At 64.4% G+C, this 17,841-nt stretch carries 16 protein-coding genes and 1 pseudogene; 11 read left to right on the top strand and 6 right to left on the bottom strand.

Translation table 11 applies throughout. The features are described 5' to 3' along the window. The 3 genes and pseudogenes from LU671_RS19740 to LU671_RS19730 form a co-directional block, all read left to right on the top strand. A pseudogene (locus tag LU671_RS19740) lies at window positions 1–1,013 on the top strand (hypothetical protein); the annotation flags it as partial. Beyond that, entirely contained in the window at window positions 1,010–1,828 is an 819-nt protein-coding gene (locus LU671_RS29530; RefSeq protein WP_326491843.1) for a DUF6708 domain-containing protein, read from the top strand. The pseudogene LU671_RS19740 and the gene LU671_RS29530, both read left to right, overlap by 4 nt. 331 nt (window positions 1,829–2,159) lie before the next feature. Further along, window positions 2,160–2,438 (top strand): TfoX/Sxy family protein, encoded by a 279-nt coding sequence (locus tag LU671_RS19730; RefSeq protein WP_203648064.1) that lies wholly within the window; start codon window positions 2,160–2,162, stop codon window positions 2,436–2,438. Window positions 2,439–2,608: 170 nt separating this feature from the next. Here the strand turns inward: LU671_RS19730 and LU671_RS19725 are convergent, their stop codons facing one another. Genes LU671_RS19725 through LU671_RS19710 form a run of 4 tightly spaced genes read right to left on the bottom strand, consistent with a single transcriptional unit; the run spans window position 2,609 to window position 6,200 of the window. Then, window positions 2,609–3,502, bottom strand: coding sequence for a ChaN family lipoprotein (locus LU671_RS19725; protein ID WP_232856617.1), 894 nt, complete (start codon window positions 3,500–3,502; stop codon window positions 2,609–2,611). A 12-nt stretch (window positions 3,503–3,514) separates the two neighbouring features. Next, window positions 3,515–4,282, bottom strand: a complete 768-nt coding sequence (locus tag LU671_RS19720; protein ID WP_232856616.1) for a heme ABC transporter ATP-binding protein — start codon at window positions 4,280–4,282, stop codon at window positions 3,515–3,517. Beyond that, window positions 4,282–5,265: a FecCD family ABC transporter permease gene (locus LU671_RS19715; protein WP_232856618.1), complete on the bottom strand. Its 984-nt coding sequence runs from the start codon at window positions 5,263–5,265 to the stop codon at window positions 4,282–4,284. The genes LU671_RS19720 and LU671_RS19715 overlap by 1 nt, the downstream gene beginning before the upstream one ends. A 50-nt stretch (window positions 5,266–5,315) precedes the next feature. Further along, window positions 5,316–6,200, bottom strand: coding sequence for a heme/hemin ABC transporter substrate-binding protein (locus LU671_RS19710; RefSeq protein ID WP_203648067.1), 885 nt, complete (start codon window positions 6,198–6,200; stop codon window positions 5,316–5,318). 161 nt (window positions 6,201–6,361) lie between these two features. Between LU671_RS19710 and LU671_RS19705 the strand changes: the two genes are divergently transcribed. Beyond that, window positions 6,362–6,679 carry a Rieske (2Fe-2S) protein gene (locus LU671_RS19705; protein ID WP_203648068.1) on the top strand — a complete coding sequence of 106 codons (318 nt, stop codon included), beginning with the start codon at window positions 6,362–6,364 and terminating at the stop codon, window positions 6,677–6,679. On the opposite strand, the gene sfsA is transcribed toward LU671_RS19705, so the two are convergent. Beyond that, window positions 6,669–7,382, bottom strand: coding sequence for a DNA/RNA nuclease SfsA (sfsA, locus tag LU671_RS19700; RefSeq protein WP_232856615.1), 714 nt, complete (start codon window positions 7,380–7,382; stop codon window positions 6,669–6,671). The two genes, LU671_RS19705 and sfsA, sit on opposite strands and share 11 nt — an antisense overlap. A gap of 3 nt (window positions 7,383–7,385) precedes the next feature. Next, window positions 7,386–8,558, bottom strand: coding sequence for a pyridoxal phosphate-dependent aminotransferase (locus LU671_RS19695; protein WP_203648070.1), 1,173 nt, complete (start codon window positions 8,556–8,558; stop codon window positions 7,386–7,388). Between the two features lie 213 nt (window positions 8,559–8,771). Here LU671_RS19695 and dksA point away from each other — a divergent pair, with 213 nt between their 5' ends. From dksA to folK, 7 genes are all read left to right on the top strand, one after another. Beyond that, window positions 8,772–9,215 (top strand): RNA polymerase-binding protein DksA, encoded by a 444-nt coding sequence (gene dksA, locus LU671_RS19690; RefSeq protein ID WP_203648071.1) that lies wholly within the window; start codon window positions 8,772–8,774, stop codon window positions 9,213–9,215. Between the two features lie 100 nt (window positions 9,216–9,315). Next, on the top strand, window positions 9,316–10,203 hold the full coding sequence (gene gluQRS, locus LU671_RS19685; protein ID WP_203648072.1) for a tRNA glutamyl-Q(34) synthetase GluQRS: 888 nt from the start codon (window positions 9,316–9,318) through the stop codon (window positions 10,201–10,203). A 302-nt stretch (window positions 10,204–10,505) separates the two neighbouring features. Beyond that, window positions 10,506–10,682, top strand: a complete 177-nt coding sequence (locus tag LU671_RS19680; protein WP_003250005.1) for a hypothetical protein — start codon at window positions 10,506–10,508, stop codon at window positions 10,680–10,682. Next, complete coding sequence (locus LU671_RS19675) at window positions 10,666–13,641, top strand: sensor histidine kinase (RefSeq protein ID WP_232856614.1); 2,976 nt, start codon at window positions 10,666–10,668, stop codon at window positions 13,639–13,641. Before LU671_RS19680 ends, LU671_RS19675 begins: the two co-directional genes overlap by 17 nt. A 4-nt stretch (window positions 13,642–13,645) precedes the next feature. Then, window positions 13,646–15,088, top strand: a complete 1,443-nt coding sequence (locus LU671_RS19670) for a sigma-54-dependent transcriptional regulator (RefSeq protein ID WP_203648074.1) — start codon at window positions 13,646–13,648, stop codon at window positions 15,086–15,088. 762 nt (window positions 15,089–15,850) lie between these two features. Then, on the top strand, window positions 15,851–17,239 hold the full coding sequence (locus LU671_RS19665) for a polynucleotide adenylyltransferase PcnB (RefSeq protein ID WP_203648075.1): 1,389 nt from the start codon (window positions 15,851–15,853) through the stop codon (window positions 17,237–17,239). Between the two features lie 2 nt (window positions 17,240–17,241). Continuing rightward, the gene (folK, locus tag LU671_RS19660) at window positions 17,242–17,721 is read left to right on the top strand and encodes a 2-amino-4-hydroxy-6-hydroxymethyldihydropteridine diphosphokinase (protein ID WP_232856613.1); all 480 of its coding nucleotides are present in this window, start codon (window positions 17,242–17,244) and stop codon (window positions 17,719–17,721) included. Window positions 17,722–17,841: the final 120 nt, after the last annotated feature.

Genomic DNA, 17,841 nt, shown 5'->3' with positions numbered 1-17,841 from the left:
CGCTGGGCTTGATCATCAGGACCGGCGCCACGCAGATCAACACCAGGATACCCATGACACCTGCGGGGACGGCACGGATGGCCACAGTCATAGAAATGGGGCGGGCAACGGTCAGGGTAGGTGCCGTCATGGGGGCCGTGGCCGGGATTTACGATACGGCACAGGCAGTGTTTGCCTTGAAGCGAACATGGAAAGGCGGGGATAAAACAGCCGCATCAGCTTACACCTTTGCAGCAGCCACATCAGGTGTAGGAGTAATTTATTCAACAATAGCAGTTTTCAATGCTTCATTAATGGGCCCTTTAGGGATAGCGATTATCCTCGCTGCAGCCTCCTATGGCATGATCAAACTGGCGGAAAGCAAGGAGTCGAGCTCTATAGAGCGTTGGGCAATACGTTGTCATTTCGGCAAAGCCAATGAAAGCCCTGCCATTCACTGGGAATATCCCGAACATGCGGATATCGCCTTTGCAGAGTTAAACGCCGCTACATTAGGTGTTGAAGCTGGCGTAAAATTCGAAACCCAAAGAGCCGACCCCACGCTCACGGCTAAAATCGGATGGATTGCCCAAGCGGCCACCGAGCAAAAGCTGACATTCAAGATCCTCCTCCCCAACATTGATGCCTCCAGCTACAGCTATCACTGGTCCCTGACCGCTCACCGACATGGCGATGGGGTTCCGTCCAACTACACAAGCGGCGAGATCATCGCGACAGGGTCCCATGAGGTTTTACATCCATTGCCAACCTCGCAGAAAAAACCCTCGTCGCGCCCCTCTCGCAAAGTGAAAGACTACAGAACAGATACCCTCAGCCAAAAAACCAGCAAAAAATCTGCCGTGTTGCACTCCGGTGGATCCACTACCACCGAGTTCATAACCGGCCACATAGAACTCACTCCAAGCCTTGGCAGGCACAGCATACAGGCTGTAACTTTAAACGTGACTTACTGGCCAGACCGAAACTCTCCTGAGGCCTATGCACACTTAGAAATCCAGGCGATCAACGAATGACTAAAACCAATGAATACCTACCTCGCCATCCTCTGGGCTGGAAATGCGACCTGCCTCTCCCCAATGAAAAGCCCATACAAAAGACTAACGCAGCCTTACTACCACCCACACCAAACAAAATAAATGACACCTACATAGAAATCCCTAGATCCACTCACAAAATAAGAGGAGTATTTATCATTGGAGGCACACTATGCTTCCTAATTACGCTATTACCAATCGCAGTTCTTGCAGCAACGATAATAGCCGGAAGCATAAAAGCCGCAGCAGACATAATCACAATAGCAATTGTCACACTAGCAGGCATATATTGGGCAACTATATTCTTTGTCCGCATGGATATCGAACTTCCACGCGACGAACCAATCCGCTTCAACCGACTCAGGCAAAAAGTCTATTTTTATGAATTTCGATTTGATCGCATCCACATATTCAGCAGAAAGAAATGGGGGGTGCGACCCGTAGCCTACGACTGGCAAGACCTCATCGCCGAAGCCTGTAGTGTCTACGCCCCCATGGGCAATGGTGGAGTCGTCGAGAAAGTCCTTATCGCAGTCCGCAAGCCAGGTACCGATGAAATCATCGACCGTCTTTTCTTCACCCATAACATCGAGGATGGAAAGCGATACTGGGAGATCATCAGACTGTTCATGCAACAGGGCCCCGACGCCCTTCCCACCTTTGTCCGCCCGCCCCGCGATTGGGACAATGACTTCGAACTCACCCCCATTCGCCGATTGGCCCCCAGGGTGCAATGGCCGGAAGCGATAGACCGTGAGTCCCGTACCGGTCCAACTCCTGAAGAACCAACATGAAGCCGGTCGCAGACCGCACAGTGCAGGATCGACAAGAAACTGAACGCACGCGATACCTGCCTGCTGGGGCATGGATGGCGCGACAACTTCTGCAAGCTAACTGTTAGGCTCTGAGCGGCTTACCATCAAATTCACTGCGATGCGTCCGCAAGTAGGCTCGCGCTTTACGCCCCATCAATACGCTCAGTAAGCCCAGGTTTGCAGATGCAAAAGGGCATCCCGTCGCCGACAGATGGCAAAAGGCCGCGCATTTTCCAACCCCCGCTACACTCCTCATTGACCTGCTCGCGATTTATCCCCACGACCCGTTCAGCCATCGCAAGGAGGCTCGATGAACGATGAATTGCAGCATCTGAAAAACCTTGGCAAGACCTCCGCGCAATGGCTGCACGCCGTCGGTATCCACAGTGCTTCGGACCTGCGCCGGCTCGGCGCGGTGGGTGCCTATCAAGCCGTGAGAACGCGAGGATTCCGGGCTTCGAAGGTGTTGTTGTACGCCATCGAGGGGGCCCTGCTGGACATGCACTGGAACGACCTGCCGGCCGAACGCAAGCAAGCGCTGAACCAACAGCTCGACGCGAAATGCCCGTCACAGAAAAACGAAAAATAATTGGAAAAGGCATTGACTCCGAAATGAGAATCGTTATGATTATCACAGCTGGTCGCGAGACCGGTTGGGTAACCTGAATGCTCCCTGGTTCGGACGCTCAGATTATCTCCTCATCAGGCTAATCACGGTTATTGACCCGGCACTTTGCCGGGTCTTTTTTTGCCCGCGATTCAGTGCGCCTTGCGCAGTTGGGCGCAGTAGTCCTGCTCCGGCGTCGCCGGGGTGTACCAGACGAAGTCGGCCATGCCCGGCTCGACCGTCTCCCCCACTTCCGTCAGCAACAGCACCTTGCCCTCGGCCTTGGCGTCGAGGTCGGCCAGATGCAGGGGCACGCCCAGGTCCTTGCGCGCATGGTAGCTGCCGGTGAACAGCAGCGCCGGTTGCGGCGCGGCCAGCAGCCGCTCGGCGATGCGTCGGTCGCGCTGCTGCTGCACCGCCAGCATCGCCGGCAGTTGGTTTTCCGGCAGCAGGTTGCAGTGGCCGGCGCGCACCTGTGCCAGCAGCGCCTGTACCACGGCCGGCGCATTGGAGCGTTCACCCGGTGGTGTCACGGGCTGACGATAGGCCTGGCGGACTTCCTCCGGCGACAGGTTCGCGGCCAGCAACGGGTAAGGTTGGCCCAGGGCCTCGCGGATGATCGGCCCGTACAGCGCCCAGTCCCAGCCAGGTTGCCAGTCGAGGGCCTTGGGCAGGTCGGCTGCCGGCAACACCTTGCCCTTCTGCGCATCGACCAGGGCCTGCTGCCATGGCTCGAGCATTTCCAGTAGCAGGCTGCCCTGGGGGCGGCGGCTCTCCAGGGCGCGCAGCAACCAGAGCTGCAGGCGATGGTGGTCGGGGTTGTCGTGCTTTTCACCCACCAGTACCCGTGGCGCATCGGCCAGGCGCTGGACCAGCTGCCCGGGGCTCAAGGCCTGGCCGCTGGACAACTCGATGATCTGCCCCAATTGGGCGCTGTCGCGGCCCTCGATACCCTGCCAGGCCGGCACGGGTGGCAGGCTCGCCTGGCAACCTCCCAGCGCCAGCGCCAGGCAGATGGACAGGCCGGACAGCACAGGATGGCGCATGGTGAAAGGCTCCTAGCGAGTGATGATCAGCGGGTGGCCGCGCTCCGGGTGAGGCTGGACCAGGACATCGATACCAAATACCGCCCGCAGCGCCGCCGGTGTCAGCACCTGCTGCGGGGTGTCCAGGGCGTGGCAGCGGCCCTGCTCCAGCAGCAGGATATGGTCACAGTAGCGCGCCGCCAGGTTCAGGTCATGCAGGATCACCAGCACCGCCGCGCCACGGTCGGCGAAGCTGCGCACCGCCTGCAGCGTGGTGTGCTGGTGCAGCGGGTCGAGCGCGGAGGTGGGCTCGTCGAGCAGCAGCGTGGTACCCGGCTCGCCGGGCCACAACTGGGCCAGCACCCGCGCCAGGTGCACGCGCTGGCGTTCGCCGCCGGACAGCGCCAGGTAGCTGCGCTCGACCAGGTGCCCCGCATCCGCCGCCGCCAGCGCCGCCTCGACGATCTCCTGGTCACGCTGGCGGCCGCTGGCGTGAGGCAGGCGACCGAGGCCGACCACCTCCTCGACACTGAACGCGAAGCCCAGGCTGGACACCTGCGGCAACACCGCCAGCCGGCGGGCCCGTTCCTGCCCCGACCAGCCCTCCAGACCGCGACCATCGAGGTGGACCTGCCCGGCGCTGGGCGCCAGTTCGCCACACAGGGCACCGAGCAGGCTGCTCTTGCCAGCGCCGTTGGGCCCGAGCACGCCGAGAACCTGCCCGGGCCGCAGCGTCAGGTTGATGTCGTGCAGCACCTGGCTACCACCGCGCTTGAGGGACAGCCCTTGGACGTCGAGCATCAGCTACGTACCTTCACCAGCAGGAACAGGAAGAATGGCGCCCCGATGAAGGCGGTGACGATGCCGATCGGCAATTCCGCCGGGGCCAGGGCCAGACGCGCAATCAGGTCGGCGAACAGCAGCAGGGTACCGCCCGCCAGCAGCGACGCCGGCAACAGCACCCGGTGATCCGGCCCCGCCACCAGGCGCACCAGGTGCGGCACCACCAGGCCGATAAAGCCGATCAGGCCGGCAGCGGCAACCGCCGCCCCCACGCCCAGCGCGGTGCAGAACACCAGTTCGCGCTTGAGCGCTTCGACCTCGATGCCCAGGTGTCGGGCTTCCGACTCGCCCAGCAGCAAGGCGTTGAGCGCCTGCGCCCGGCGCGGCAGCCACAGGGCCACGGCCGCCGCCACCAGCAGCAAGGGCCATAGCCGCTCGTAGCTGGCACCGTTTAGGCTGCCCAGGTTCCAGAACGTCAGGGTGCGCAGGGTGGCGTCGTCGGCCAGGTAGGTGAACAGCCCCACCGCCGAGCCGCCCAGCGCGGTCATGGCGATACCGGCCAGGAGCATGGTGGCCACGTTGGTCTGGCCGTCACGCCGCCCCAGGCGGTAGACCATCGCCGTCACGCCCAGGCCACCGACGAAGGCGCAGAGCGACAGCAGGTAAGGCGCGAACCAGTCGGGAATACCCCCCAGCCAACTACCGCCGACAATCGCCACCGCCGCGCCCAGAGCGGCGCCGCTGGCGACGCCGACCAGCCCCGGGTCGGCCAGCGGGTTGCGGAACAGCCCCTGCATCGCCACGCCGGACAGTGCCAGCACGGCACCGACCGCCAGCCCCAACAGAGTGCGCGGCAAGCGGATCTGGCCGAGGATCATCTCGGCCTGCTCCAGGCCCTCGCCGGATACCGGCAAGCCGATCAGGCGCAAACCGGCGCGCAGGGTGTCGAGCAGCGGCAGGCTGACCGGGCCCAGCGCCAGCGATAGCCAGACCGCGAGCAGGCACAGCAGCGCCAGGGTAATGAACAAGGTACGTGGTCGAATCCGCTGCCTCATGGGTTGAAACTGGCCTTGGCGGCAGGGTAGAAGCTGGCGGCCAGCTCATGCAGGGTGGCGGGCAGGCGCGGGCCCAGGCCGCCGACCAGCAGCGTCGGGTCGAGCGACAGCAGGCGTTTGTCGCGCACCGCGCGCGAAGTCGCCAGGGCCGGGTTTTCCTTGATCAGCGCCTGCAGGGCCTGCTCGCCGCTGAGGGCCCGGTCGGAGAACACCACCACGTCCGGATTCAGCGCGGCGAGGGCCTCCACCGAGAAGTTCTTGTAGCCCTGGTGATCGGCGAGGTTGCGCCCTCCCGCCTGGCGCAGCACCCAGTCCCCGGCGGTGCCCTGCCCGGCGATCATCGGCTTGGCGCCGGCATGGCCGACCAGCAGCAGGACACCGGGCGCCTTGTGCCCGGCCTGGGCCTGCTCGACCTGCTTGTGCAGCGCCTCCAGTTGCCGGCGATAGTCCGCCGCCAGCGCCTCGGCCTTCTGCTCGTCACCCAGCAACGCTCCCAAATGCTTGAGGTTCTCGTCCACCGCGCCGACCTCGGCCTTGCTGGAGAACAGCTCGACCCGCACCCCGGCCTTGCGGATCTGCGCCAGCACCGGCGGTGGTCCCATCTCCTCGGTACCCACCAGCACATCGGGGCGCAGGCTGAGGATGCCCTCGGCCGACAACTGGCGCTGGTAACCGATGCTGGGCAGCGCCTTGAGCGACTCGGGGTGCTGGCTGGTGGTGTCGACACCGACCAGCCGCTGCTCGCCGCCCAGGGCGCTGATCCACTCGCTCAGGGCGCCACCGGCGCTGACCCAGCGCTGCGGCAGCTCGGCGGCCATGGTTTGGGCGGACAGGGCAAGACCGGCGCACAGGGCAATCAAGGCAGCGGGACGGCGCATCATCGGATTCCTTTGCAGAGGGCGGGCAGCACACCTTGTGGCGGGCGGCACAAGTGCGCACCATAGACAGCCTGGCGCGACGAATGCGGGCAATTTGATAATTATTCGCATTGAAGCGTCAAGCCATCCCTTTGTCACACGGCTTAACCGGAAACTCCGCTGCAATGCATTTTCTCTGCGCCTCCAACGACCTCGCCGAGGGCCACAGCCGCGCCTTCAGCGTAGCCGGCGTGCCGCTGTTCGGCGTGCGCCGCCAGGGCAAGGTCCACCTCTACCGCAACCGCTGCCCGCACCGGGGCATCCCGCTGAACTGGGCAGCGGACAACTTTCTCGACGACAGCGCGAGCCTGATCCAGTGCGCCCATCACGGGGCCCAGTTCCTGATAGAAAGCGGCGAATGCATCACTGGCCCCTGCGCGGGCGAATGGCTGGAGGCCCTGGACTGCCGGGAAGACAGCCAGGGCATCTGGCTCACGGAGTGAGCAGCACCGGCAGCGGACGGTCGATGACCAGTTGCTGCGCATCCAGCCGGGTGCCGTAGGCCAGTACCTCGACCCCTTGCGCCACGGCGGCGCGCAGGGCCTGGGCATAGGCGGCGTCGATCTCCTCGGCAGGGCGAACGGCCTCGATATCGGTCAGGTTCACGCAATACAGCTGCACCGCGCGGATACCCTGGCACGCCAGAGTGGCCAGCTCGCGCAGGTGCTTGGCGCCGCGCTGGGTGACAGCGTCGGGGAAGGCCGCCACCGGCGTGTCGGGGTAACCCAGGGTTACGCTCTTGACCTCGACATAGGCGTGGGTGCCGTCGGCATACTCCAGATAAAAGTCGATCCGGCTGCGCTCCTCGCCATAGGCCACCTCACGCTTGAGCGTGGTGAAGCCAGTCAGTTCGCTGATCACCCCGGCGCGCAGCGCCTCTTCCACCAAGGCGTTGGCACGCCCGGTATTGACGCAGGCCAGGCGGCCCTGGGGCGTTTCGCTGATCTCCCAGGTACCGGGCAACTTGCGCTTGGGGTCGTTGGAGCGGCTGAACCACACTTGTCCGCCCTCGCGCATGCAGTTGAGCATTGAGCCGGTGTTGGGGCAATGAATGGTGATCTGCTCACCACTGGCCAGCTCGATGTCGGCCAGGAAGCGTTTATAGCGGCGCAGCAGGCGCGCCTGTTCCAGGGGCGGAAACTGCATCGGTCAGCCCTGCCAGCTCTGCAGGCCACGGGCGATGCGCTGTACCGCCTCTTCCAGGCGCGGCAGGCTCTGGGTATAGGCGAAACGCACATGGTGACTGGCCTGGTGCCGGCCGAAGTCCAGACCCGGGGTGAATGCCAGGTGCTCGGTTTCCAGGAAGTGCCGGCAGAACGCGAAGGCATCGCCGCCGAACGCGCTGATATCGGCATACAGATAGAAGGCCCCCTGCGGCTCCACGGCGATGCCGAAGCCCAGCCCGCGCAATGCCGGCAGCAGATAGTCGCGGCGACGGGCGAACTCGGCGCGGCGCTCTTCGAGGATGGCCAGGGTTTGCGGCTCGAAGCACGCCAGCGCGGCGTGCTGGGCCATGCTCGGGGCACTGATGTAGAGGTTCTGCGCCAGCTTTTCCAGGTCTGCCACCGCCGACGGCGGGGCCACCAGCCAGCCCAGGCGCCAGCCGGTCATGCCGAAATATTTGGAAAAACTGTTCAGGACGAATGCCTCATCGTCCACTTCCAGCACGCTCGGCGCATCCATGCCGTAGGTGAGGCCGTGGTAGATCTCGTCCACCACCAGATGCCCGTGACGCTCGCGGGTGGCCCTGGAAAGGCTGGCCAGCTCGTCGCGGTCGAGCACGGTGCCGGTCGGGTTGGCCGGTGAGGCGACCAGGGCGCCGACAGTGTCCTTGTCCCAATGACGCTCGACCAGATCAGCGGTCAGCTGATAATTGACGTCCGGGCCCACCGGCACCAGCTGCGCGCCACCTTCGACCAGGCGCAGGAAATGCCGGTTGCACGGATACCCCGGGTCGGCCAGCAGCCAATGCTTGCCCGGATCGACCAGCAGGCTGCTGGCCAGCAGCAGGGCGCCGGAGCCGCCAGGGGTGATGAGCACGCGCTCCGGATCGAGGTCCACACCGTAACGCTGGCCATAGAACCCGGCAATCGCCTCGCGCAGTTGCGGCAGGCCACGGGCCGCCGTGTAGCGGGTGTGCCCGGCGGCCAGGGCGGCCTGGCCTGCGGCGACGATCGGCGCGGCGGTGGTGAAGTCCGGCTCGCCGATCTCGAGGTGGATCACGTCGTGGCCCGCGGCCTGCAGCTCGTTGGCACGGGCCAGCAGGGCCATGACGTGGAAGGGTTCGATGGCGCGACTGCGCGCACTGTGTGGCTGAGCCATGGGCCTTCTCTCAATTGGGTCTAAACTGGTGATTCTACCTGTGCACGCCAACGAACGCGCCGGTCAAGCCGCTGTCAAAAGCAGGCATAGGGCGGGGTAGCGCACCCCGGATCTATCTGGTAAGTTCGGCGGCTCGCAGTCGCAGGGCCGGCGGGCGCCGGAGATGGAAGCAAGCCTGCGCATTGGATCAGATGAGTGAGAGGCGGTCTATTCATGTCCACCGTAGAAAAGCAAAAAGTCCAGACCATGTACGGTGTCGAGCCCTACGTAGAGGCCAAAGGTGAAGAGTACATGGGCGAGCCCATGAAGAAGCACTTCATCAAGCTGCTCAGCGCCTGGAAAGGCGAGCTGATGGTCAGCGTGGATCGCACCGTGGACCACATGAAGGACGAAGCAGCCAACTTCCCCGACCCGGCGGACCGTGCCAGCCAGGAAGAAGAATTCGCCCTGGAGCTGCGCAACCGCGATCGCGAGCGCAAGCTGATCAAGAAGATCGACAAGACCCTCGACAAGATCAAGGCCGACGAGTACGGCTGGTGCGACTCCTGCGGCATCGAGATCGGCCTGCGCCGCCTCGAGGCCCGTCCGACCGCCGACCTGTGCTTCGACTGCAAGGAAATTGCAGAGAAGAAGGAAAAGACTGTCGGTAAAGGCTGATCCCGGACCCTCGCAGACGGGGCGTATCGGTTGTGGAAGCGGGCTTGCCCGCTTTCTACGACGGGTACGCCCCGTCTTCATTTATATAGCTGTGCAATCCATGAACGACTCCCGCTACATCGGCCGCTTCGCCCCCACCCCCAGTGGCTTCCTGCACTTCGGCTCGCTGGTCGCCGCCCTCGCCTCCTGGCTTGACGCCCGCGCCGTGAACGGCCGCTGGCTGCTGCGCATGGAAGATACCGACCCGCCCCGGGAGATGCCCGGCGCCCGTGACGCGATCCTGCAGACGCTGGAGCGCTACGGGCTGGAGTGGGACGGCGAGGTGGTGTTCCAGAGCCAGCGCCACGATGCCTATGCCGCGGTGGTCGACCGCCTGTTCAACATGGGCCTGGCCTATGCCTGCAGCTGCTCGCGCAAGCAGCTGGAAGGGCACAACGGCATCTACCCAGGCTTTTGCCGCAACGCCGGGCACGCCCGCGAAGGCGCGGCGATCCGCCTGCGGGTGCCGGAGCTGATCTATCGATTCAGCGATCGGGTCCAGGGCACGTTCGAGCAGCACCTGGGCCGCGAGGTGGGCGACTTCGTCATCCAGCGTCGCGACGGGCTGTATGCCTACCAGCTGGCGGTGGTGCTGGACGATGCCTGGCAGGGGGTTACCGATATCGTGCGCGGCGCCGACCTGCTGGACAACACGCCGCGCCAGCTGTACCTGCAGGAGTTGCTGGGGTTCTCGCAGCCGCGTTACCTGCACATTCCATTGATCGTGCAGCCGGACGGGCACAAGCTGGGCAAGTCGTACCGCTCGCCACCGCTGGAGGCGGACCAGGCGACGCCGTTGCTGCTGCGTGCCCTGCGGGCATTGGGGCAGCAGGCCGATCCGGCACTGGCGGGGGCCAGCCCGGCCGAGGTGCTGGCGGTGGCGCGGCAGCAGTGGCGGCCGGAGAATATTGCCCGGCAAATGACAGTGCCCGAAGCTGAATTGCGCTGATGCCCTGGTTCGACCGGCCAACGCGATCCCTGTAGGAGCGGCCTTGTGCCGCGATGGGCTGCAAAGCAGCCCCGGCAATATCTGAGGCAACACTGAAAACCTGGGGCCGCTACGCGCCCCATCGCGGCACAAGGCCGCTCCTACAGGGACCGCGCAAGACAGCAAGCCCTGCGTTTCAGCAAAATCAAAAGCCCAACAAATTCAACCCCTTGGCGAACCGCACCGATTCCCGCTAGCATCGCCCCAGCCATTTGCGCCAATAATAAGTCCAAGCCCGCAGCGCCCAACCCATCGAGGCCAGCATGTACATCTATCGTTTGGTCCTGCTTCTGGTCGTGGGGATCTACCTGTTCTCCCCGGCCATCATGGACTGGTGGATCGAACCGACCGGAGCCTGGTACCGCCCCTACCTGCTCTGGCTGATCCTGATCGTCGTCACCTTCATCCTGCAGAGCCAACGAGATGCCGATGAGCTTTAGCCTGACCCAGATGATCCTGATCAGCGCCGCCTACCTGCTGGTGCTGTTCGGCGTGGCCTGGATCAGCGAACGCGGGCTGATCCCGCGCGCGGTCATCCGCCACCCCCTGACCTACACCCTGTCGCTGGGCGTCTACGCCAGTGCCTGGGCCTTCTATGGCTCGGTCGGCCTGGCCTACCAGTACGGCTACGGCTTCCTCGCCTGCTACCTGGGGGTGTCCGGGGCCTTCCTGCTGGCGCCGGTGCTGCTCTACCCGATCCTCAAGATCACCCGCACCTACCAGCTGTCGTCGCTGGCCGACCTGCTGGCGTTTCGCTTTCGCAGCACCTGGGCCGGCGCGCTGACCACCATCTTCATGCTGATTGGCGTGCTGCCGCTGCTGGCCCTGCAGATCCAGGCGGTGGCCGACTCGATCAGCATCCTCACCGGCGAACCGGTCAAGGCGCGGGTGGCGTTCGCCTTCTGCGTGCTGATCGTGCTGTTCACCATCTTCTTCGGCTCGCGCCATATCGCCACCCGCGAGAAGCATGAAGGCCTGGTGTTCGCCATCGCCTTCGAATCGGTGATCAAGCTACTGGCCCTCGGCGGCGTCGGCCTCTACGCGCTGTACGGCGTGTTCGGCGGCCCCCACAGCCTGGAAGTCTGGCTGCTGCAGAACCAGACCGCCCTCGCCGCCCTGCACACCCCACTGCAGGAGGGGCCGTGGCGCACCCTGCTGCTGGTGTTCTTCGCCTCGGCGATCGTCATGCCGCACATGTACCACATGGCCTTCACCGAGAACTTGAGCCCACGCTCGCTGGTCAGCGCCAGCTGGGGCCTGCCACTGTTCCTGCTGCTGATGAGCCTGGCCGTGCCACTGGTGCTGTGGGCCGGCCTGCGCCTGGGCGCCAGCACCAACCCCGAGTACTTCACCCTGGGCCTGGGCATTGCCGCCAACAACGAAGCGCTGGCGCTGCTGGCGTATGTCGGCGGGCTGTCGGCCGCCAGCGGGCTGATCATCGTCACCACCCTGGCGCTGTCGGGCATGGCCCTGAACCACCTGGTACTGCCGCTGTACCAGCCGCCGGCCGAAGGCAACATCTACCGCTGGCTGAAATGGACCCGCCGGGCGCTGATCGTCGCCATCATCACCGCCGGCTTCATTTTCTACCTGACCCAGAACACCCACCAGAGCCTGGCCAACCTGGGCATCGTCGCCTTCGTCGCCACCCTGCAGTTCCTGCCCGGCGTGCTTTCGGTGCTGTACTGGCCGACCGCCAACCGCCGCGGTTTCATCGCCGGGCTGCTGGCCGGCATGCTGGTGTGGATGGTGACCATGCTGCTGCCGCTGCTGGGCAACCTGCAGGGCTTCTATATCCCGCTACTGGACATGATCTACGTGCTGGACGACACCAGCTGGCACATGGCGGCCATCGCCTCGCTGGCAGCCAACGTCCTGCTGTTCACCCTGATCTCGCTGTTCACCAACGCCAGCAGCGAAGAGGTCAGCGCCGCCGAGGCCTGCGCAGTGGATAACGTGCGTCGCCCGCAGCGCCGCGAGCTGCATGCCGCCTCGCCCCAGGAGTTCGCCACCCAACTGGCCAAGCCGCTGGGCGCCAAGGCCGCACAGAAAGAGGTGGAACAGGCCCTGCGCGACCTCTACCTGCCCTTCGACGAGCGCCGTCCCTACGCCCTGCGCCGCCTGCGCGACCGCATCGAGGCCAACCTCTCCGGCCTGATGGGCCCGAGCGTGGCCCAGGACATGGTCGAGACCTTCCTGCCCTACAAGTCCGGCAACGAGAACTACGTCACCGAGGACATCCACTTCATCGAGAGCCGACTCGAGGATTACCACTCACGCCTGACCGGCCTTGCCGCCGAGCTCGACGCCCTGCGCCGCTACCACCGCCAGACCCTGCAGGAACTGCCCATGGGCGTGTGCTCGCTGGCCAAGGACCAGGAGATCCTGATGTGGAACAAGGCCATGGAGGAGCTCACCGGGATCGCCGCCAAGCACGTGGTCGGTTCGCGCCTGGTGACCATCGGCGAACCCTGGCGCGGCCTGCTGCAAGGTTTCATCAACGTGCCCGACGAGCACCTGCACAAGCAGCGCCTGGCCCTCGATGGCCAGCCACGCTGGCTCAACTTGCACAAGGCGGCCATCGACGAACCGCTGGCCCCGGGCAACAGCGGCCTGGTGCTGCTGGTCGAGGACCTCACCGAGACCCAGGCGCTGGAAGACAAGCTGGTGCACTCCGAACGCCTGGCCAGCATCGGTCGCCTGGCGGCGGGCGTGGCCCACGAGATCGGCAACCCGATCACCGGCATCGCTTGCCTGGCGCAGAACCTGCGCGAGGAACGCGAGGACGACGGCGAGATCATCGAGCTGTCCAGCCAGATCCTCGAGCAGACCAAGCGCGTGTCGCGCATCGTCCAGTCGCTGATGAGCTTCGCCCATGCCGGCGGTAGCCAGCAGAACAGCGAAGAGCCGGTGTGCCTGGCCGAAGTCGCGCAGGACGCCATTGGTCTGCTGGCATTGAACCGGCGCAATTTCGAAGTACAGTTCTTCAACCTCTGCGACCCGCAACACTGGGTCGAGGGCGACCCGCAGCGCCTGGCCCAGGTGCTGATCAACCTGCTTTCCAACGCCCGCGACGCCTCCCCGCCCGGCAGCGCCGTGCGCGTGCGCAGTGAAGTGAACGAACACACCGTCGACCTGATCGTCGAGGACGAAGGCAGCGGCATCCCGAAAAGCATCATGGACCGCCTCTTCGAACCCTTCTTCACCACCAAGGACCCGGGCGAAGGAACCGGACTGGGGCTCGCTCTGGTCTATTCCATCGTGGAAGAGCATTATGGGCAAATCACCATCGACAGCCCGGCCGACATCGAGCGCCAACGTGGTACCCGGATCCGCGTGACCCTGCCCCGGCATGTCGTAGCGACGTCCCCTGAAATTCGAGACCGTCGAGAGAATTGAATCAATGCCGCATATTCTGATCGTCGAAGACGAAACCATCATCCGTTCGGCCCTGCGTCGCCTGCTCGAACGGAACCAGTACCAGGTCAGCGAAGCCGGCTCGGTGCAGGAAGCCCAGGAACGCTTCAGCATTGCCACCTTCGACCTGATCGTCAGCGACCTACGCCTGCCGGGCGCCCCGGGCACCGAGCTGATCAAGCTCGGCCAGGGCACCCCGGTGCTGATCATGACCAGCTACGCCAGCCTGCGCTCGGCGGTGGACTCGATGAAGATGGGCGCGGTGGACTACATCGCCAAGCCCTTCGACCACGACGAGATGCTCCAGGCCGTGGCCCGCATCCTGCGCGACCGGCAGAACGCTCCAGCCGCCGCGCCTGCCGCCGAGCCACGCGCCGGTAACGGCAAGGCCGCCAGCGACAAGGCAGGTAGCGCGGCCGCCAACGGCGAGATTGGCATCATCGGCTCCTGCCCGCCCATGCAGGACATGTACGTCAAGATTCGCAAGGTCGCCCCGACCGACTCCAATGTGCTGATCCAGGGCGAGTCGGGCACCGGCAAGGAGCTGGTCGCCCGAGCCCTGCACAACCTCTCGCGCCGGGCCAAGGCACCGATGATCTCGGTGAACTGCGCGGCGATCCCCGAAACCCTGATCGAGTCGGAACTGTTCGGCCACGAGAAGGGCGCGTTCACCGGCGCCAGCGCCGGGCGCGCGGGCCTGGTCGAGGCCGCCGACGGCGGCACGCTGTTCCTCGACGAGATCGGCGAACTGCCCCTGGAAGCCCAGGCCCGCCTGCTGCGCGTACTGCAGGAAGGCGAGATCCGCCGGGTCGGTTCGGTGCAGTCGCAGAAGGTCGATGTGCGCCTGATCGCCGCGACCCACCGCGACCTGAAGAACCTGGCCAAGGCCGGGCAGTTCCGTGAAGACCTGTACTACCGCCTGCACGTGATCGCCCTGAAACTGCCAGCCCTGCGCGAGCGCGGCAGCGACGTCAACGAGATCGCCAATGCCTTCCTTGCCCGCCAGAGCGCACGCATCGGCCGCGACGACCTGCACTTCTCCCACGAGGCCGAGCAGGCCATCCGTCACTACAGCTGGCCGGGCAACGTGCGCGAACTGGAAAACGCCGTGGAGCGCGCAGTGATTCTCAGCGAGAGCGCGGAAATTTCCGCCGACCTGCTGGGCATCGATATCGAGCTGAGCGACCTGGAAGACGATGACGTGCTGGACAGCCTGCCAAGCCTGGCCAGCGCCAACAACGCCAGCCACGAGCCGACCGAGGACCTGTCGTTGGAGGACTACTTCCAGCATTTCGTCCTCGAGCACCAGGACCACATGACCGAGACCGAGCTGGCGCGCAAGCTGGGCGTCAGCCGCAAATGCCTGTGGGAACGCCGCCAGCGCCTGGGTATCCCGCGACGCAAGAGCAACGCCACCAGCGACAATTGATTCTATGTAATCCGATCGCGGGGCCAGCCCGCTCCCACGCCAGCCTTGCCTGGTCCGTGGGAGCGGGCTAGCTCCGCGATGCGTTTGTGCGGTAACACATCAGTTCCCGCAAAAATCTGTTACCCACCCTGTCAGCCGTAACATCCCCCGAGGCGTAAGGTAACGAAATTTCTACATTTGCCCCGCCCAAAAACCTGTCTGAACCGCTGAAACCCCCGATTTCATTGGGTTTTCAAAAGTTGGCACGGCACCTGCTATATGTCTGGTACAAGAACAATAACAAGCACTGCAACTCAGAATAAGAACAAGACGAAACGGCTCACGCACAATAAGAACAAGACGGCGGAGGCGCAGCTAACTGATTCTTTTGGAGAGGCGTTGTGTTTGGGGCTTGCCCCACGATCAGGCAGAGAACAACAAAAACTGCACTAAAAAGCAGCACCTGAACTGATTGGATCGACAGATCAGCATCAACTCGGCGACCAAAGCAATCCGTTTGCTCTTCACCCCCGGTTTGGGGGTCGTCCACAAGCTTCGAGATTTGTGGACAGGGCATTCAACAAAAACAAGAAGCCCGGCAAAAAAACAATAAGAGCACGCAACGACTTTGATGGGGAGCTTCGGCTCCCCATGTCGTTTCTCCCTTTCGCATCGCCCTTGCCACACCGCCTACACCATTCCCCCAGTAAATGCTAGAATCCCCGCCCATCATGCGGCCATTCTCCTATCCTTGGCCGATCATTCCTTCAAACAGTGCATCCCATGCTGAAGAAGCTGTTCCAGTCGTTCCGCCCGCCCGTCCGTGGCCAGCACCACAGGCGCACCACGCCTGAAGTGATCAACAAGAGCCAGCACTCGCTGCAGCGCAGCCAGTTCAGCCGCCATGCCGTGGGCATCGTCGAGCGTCTGCAGGCAGCCGGTTACCAGGCCTACCTGGTCGGTGGCTGCGTGCGCGACCTGCTGCTGGGCATCACGCCCAAGGACTTCGACGTCGCTACCAGCGCCACCCCCGAGCAGATCCGCGCGGAGTTCCGCAACGCCCGCATCATCGGCCGGCGTTTCAAGCTGGTGCACGTGCATTTCGGCCGTGACATCATCGAGGTCGCGACCTTCCGTGCCCCGCACTCGGATGAAGACCAGTCCGATAGCCACCGCTCGTCGCACAATGCCAGCGGCCGCATCCTGCGCGACAACGTGTACGGCACCCTGGAAGAAGACGCGCAACGCCGCGACTTCACCATTAACGCCCTGTACTACGACCCGGTCAGCGAGCGCATCCTCGACTACGCCAACGGTGTCCACGACATCCGTAACCGCCTGCTGCGCCTGATCGGCGACCCGACGCACCGCTACCAGGAAGACCCGGTACGCATGCTGCGCGCCGTGCGCTTCGCCGCCAAGCTGGACTTCGGCATCGAGAAGCACACTGTGCAACCGATCCGCGAACTGGCGCCCATGCTGCGTGACATTCCGCCGGCACGCCTGTTCGAGGAGTGCCTCAAGCTGTTCCTCAACGGCCAAGGCGCGATCACCTTCGAGATGCTGGTCGACCTGCAACTGTTCGAGCCGCTGTTCCCGGCCAGCAGCCAGGCCCTGGAAGAACGCCCGACCTACACCCACACCCTGATCAGCCAGGCCCTGAGCAACACCGACCTGCGCGTCAAGCAGGGCAAACCGGTGACCCCGGCATTCCTCTTCGCCGCCCTGCTCTGGCCGGCCCTGCCGGGCCGCGTGCTGTACCTGCAGAGCCAAGGCGTGCCGCCGATCCCTGCCATGAACGGCGCGGCCCACGACCTGATCGCCGAACAATGCGCACGCATTGCCATCCCCAAGCGATTCACCCTGCCGATCCGCGAGATCTGGGACATGCAGGAGCGCCTGCCACGACGCAGTGGCAAACGCGCCGACATGCTGCTGGACAACCCGCGCTTCCGCGCCGGCTACGACTTCCTCCTGCTGCGTGAAAGCGCCGGCGAGGAAACCGACGGCCTGGGCGAGTGGTGGACCGACTACCAGGACGCCAACGACAGCCAGCGCCGCGACATGATCCGCGAGCTCGGCAGCCGTGACGACGGCGGCACTGCCGGCCCACGCAAGCGCAAGCGCAGCGGCGGCAAACGCAAGCGTGATGACGAGCAGGCCTGGGACTGAGCATGAACACCCGTGCGTTCATCGGCCTGGGCAGCAACCTGGATGAACCCGCCGAGCAGCTGCGCAGCGCCCTGCAGGCGCTGGACCTGATCGCCGATACCCGCCTGGCGGCGGCCTCGGCGCTCTACACCAGCGACTCCCTGCTGCCCGGCCAGCCGCGCTACACCAACGCAGTGGCGGCCATCGACACGGCCTTGGCGCCGCTGGACCTGCTCGACGCGCTGCAAGCCATCGAGAACGACCAGGGCCGCGTGCGCCAGGAGCGCTGGGGCCCACGCACCCTCGACCTCGACGTGCTGTTGTTCGGTGACCGGGTCATTGACGTGCCGCGCCTGCAGGTGCCGCACTACCACATGCACGCACGCCCCTTCGTGCTCTACCCGCTCGCCGAGCTGGTGCCCGCCGAATTCCGCCTCGCCGACGGCCGCGCCCTGGCGCAGTTGCTCGAAGACTGTCCGTTCGTCGGCCTGGAACGCCTGTAATTCGGGCGTTTCCGACGGCGGTAACGCCAGTAACACCGGTACCGTAACAATGCGGTAACACGGCTGGTTGACTTCCCCCACCTCGCTCACGACTATAGGCGTCCCGCGGCGCCACTCTGC

The organism is Pseudomonas sp. NMI760_13 (assembly GCF_021283245.1).
GTDB lineage: Bacteria > Pseudomonadota > Gammaproteobacteria > Pseudomonadales > Pseudomonadaceae > Aquipseudomonas > Aquipseudomonas peradeniyensis.
Note: the sequence above shows the minus strand (reverse complement) of the source record. Positions and strands in the feature narration are given on the sequence as shown.

Coding starts and splice junctions, on each gene's coding strand:
- LU671_RS29530 (WP_326491843.1), top strand. CDS start 1,010: ATGACTAAAACCAATGAATACCTACCTCGCCATCCTCTGGGCTGGAAA.
- LU671_RS19730 (WP_203648064.1), top strand. CDS start 2,160: ATGAACGATGAATTGCAGCATCTGAAAAACCTTGGCAAGACCTCCGCG.
- LU671_RS19725 (WP_232856617.1), bottom strand. CDS start 3,502: ATGCGCCATCCTGTGCTGTCCGGCCTGTCCATCTGCCTGGCGCTGGCG.
- LU671_RS19720 (WP_232856616.1), bottom strand. CDS start 4,282: ATGCTCGACGTCCAAGGGCTGTCCCTCAAGCGCGGTGGTAGCCAGGTG.
- LU671_RS19710 (WP_203648067.1), bottom strand. CDS start 6,200: ATGATGCGCCGTCCCGCTGCCTTGATTGCCCTGTGCGCCGGTCTTGCC.
- LU671_RS19705 (WP_203648068.1), top strand. CDS start 6,362: ATGCATTTTCTCTGCGCCTCCAACGACCTCGCCGAGGGCCACAGCCGC.
- sfsA (WP_232856615.1), bottom strand. CDS start 7,382: ATGCAGTTTCCGCCCCTGGAACAGGCGCGCCTGCTGCGCCGCTATAAA.
- LU671_RS19695 (WP_203648070.1), bottom strand. CDS start 8,558: ATGGCTCAGCCACACAGTGCGCGCAGTCGCGCCATCGAACCCTTCCAC.
- dksA (WP_203648071.1), top strand. CDS start 8,772: ATGTCCACCGTAGAAAAGCAAAAAGTCCAGACCATGTACGGTGTCGAG.
- gluQRS (WP_203648072.1), top strand. CDS start 9,316: ATGAACGACTCCCGCTACATCGGCCGCTTCGCCCCCACCCCCAGTGGC.
- LU671_RS19680 (WP_003250005.1), top strand. CDS start 10,506: ATGTACATCTATCGTTTGGTCCTGCTTCTGGTCGTGGGGATCTACCTG.
- LU671_RS19675 (WP_232856614.1), top strand. CDS start 10,666: ATGCCGATGAGCTTTAGCCTGACCCAGATGATCCTGATCAGCGCCGCC.
- LU671_RS19670 (WP_203648074.1), top strand. CDS start 13,646: ATGCCGCATATTCTGATCGTCGAAGACGAAACCATCATCCGTTCGGCC.
- LU671_RS19665 (WP_203648075.1), top strand. CDS start 15,851: ATGCTGAAGAAGCTGTTCCAGTCGTTCCGCCCGCCCGTCCGTGGCCAG.
- folK (WP_232856613.1), top strand. CDS start 17,242: ATGAACACCCGTGCGTTCATCGGCCTGGGCAGCAACCTGGATGAACCC.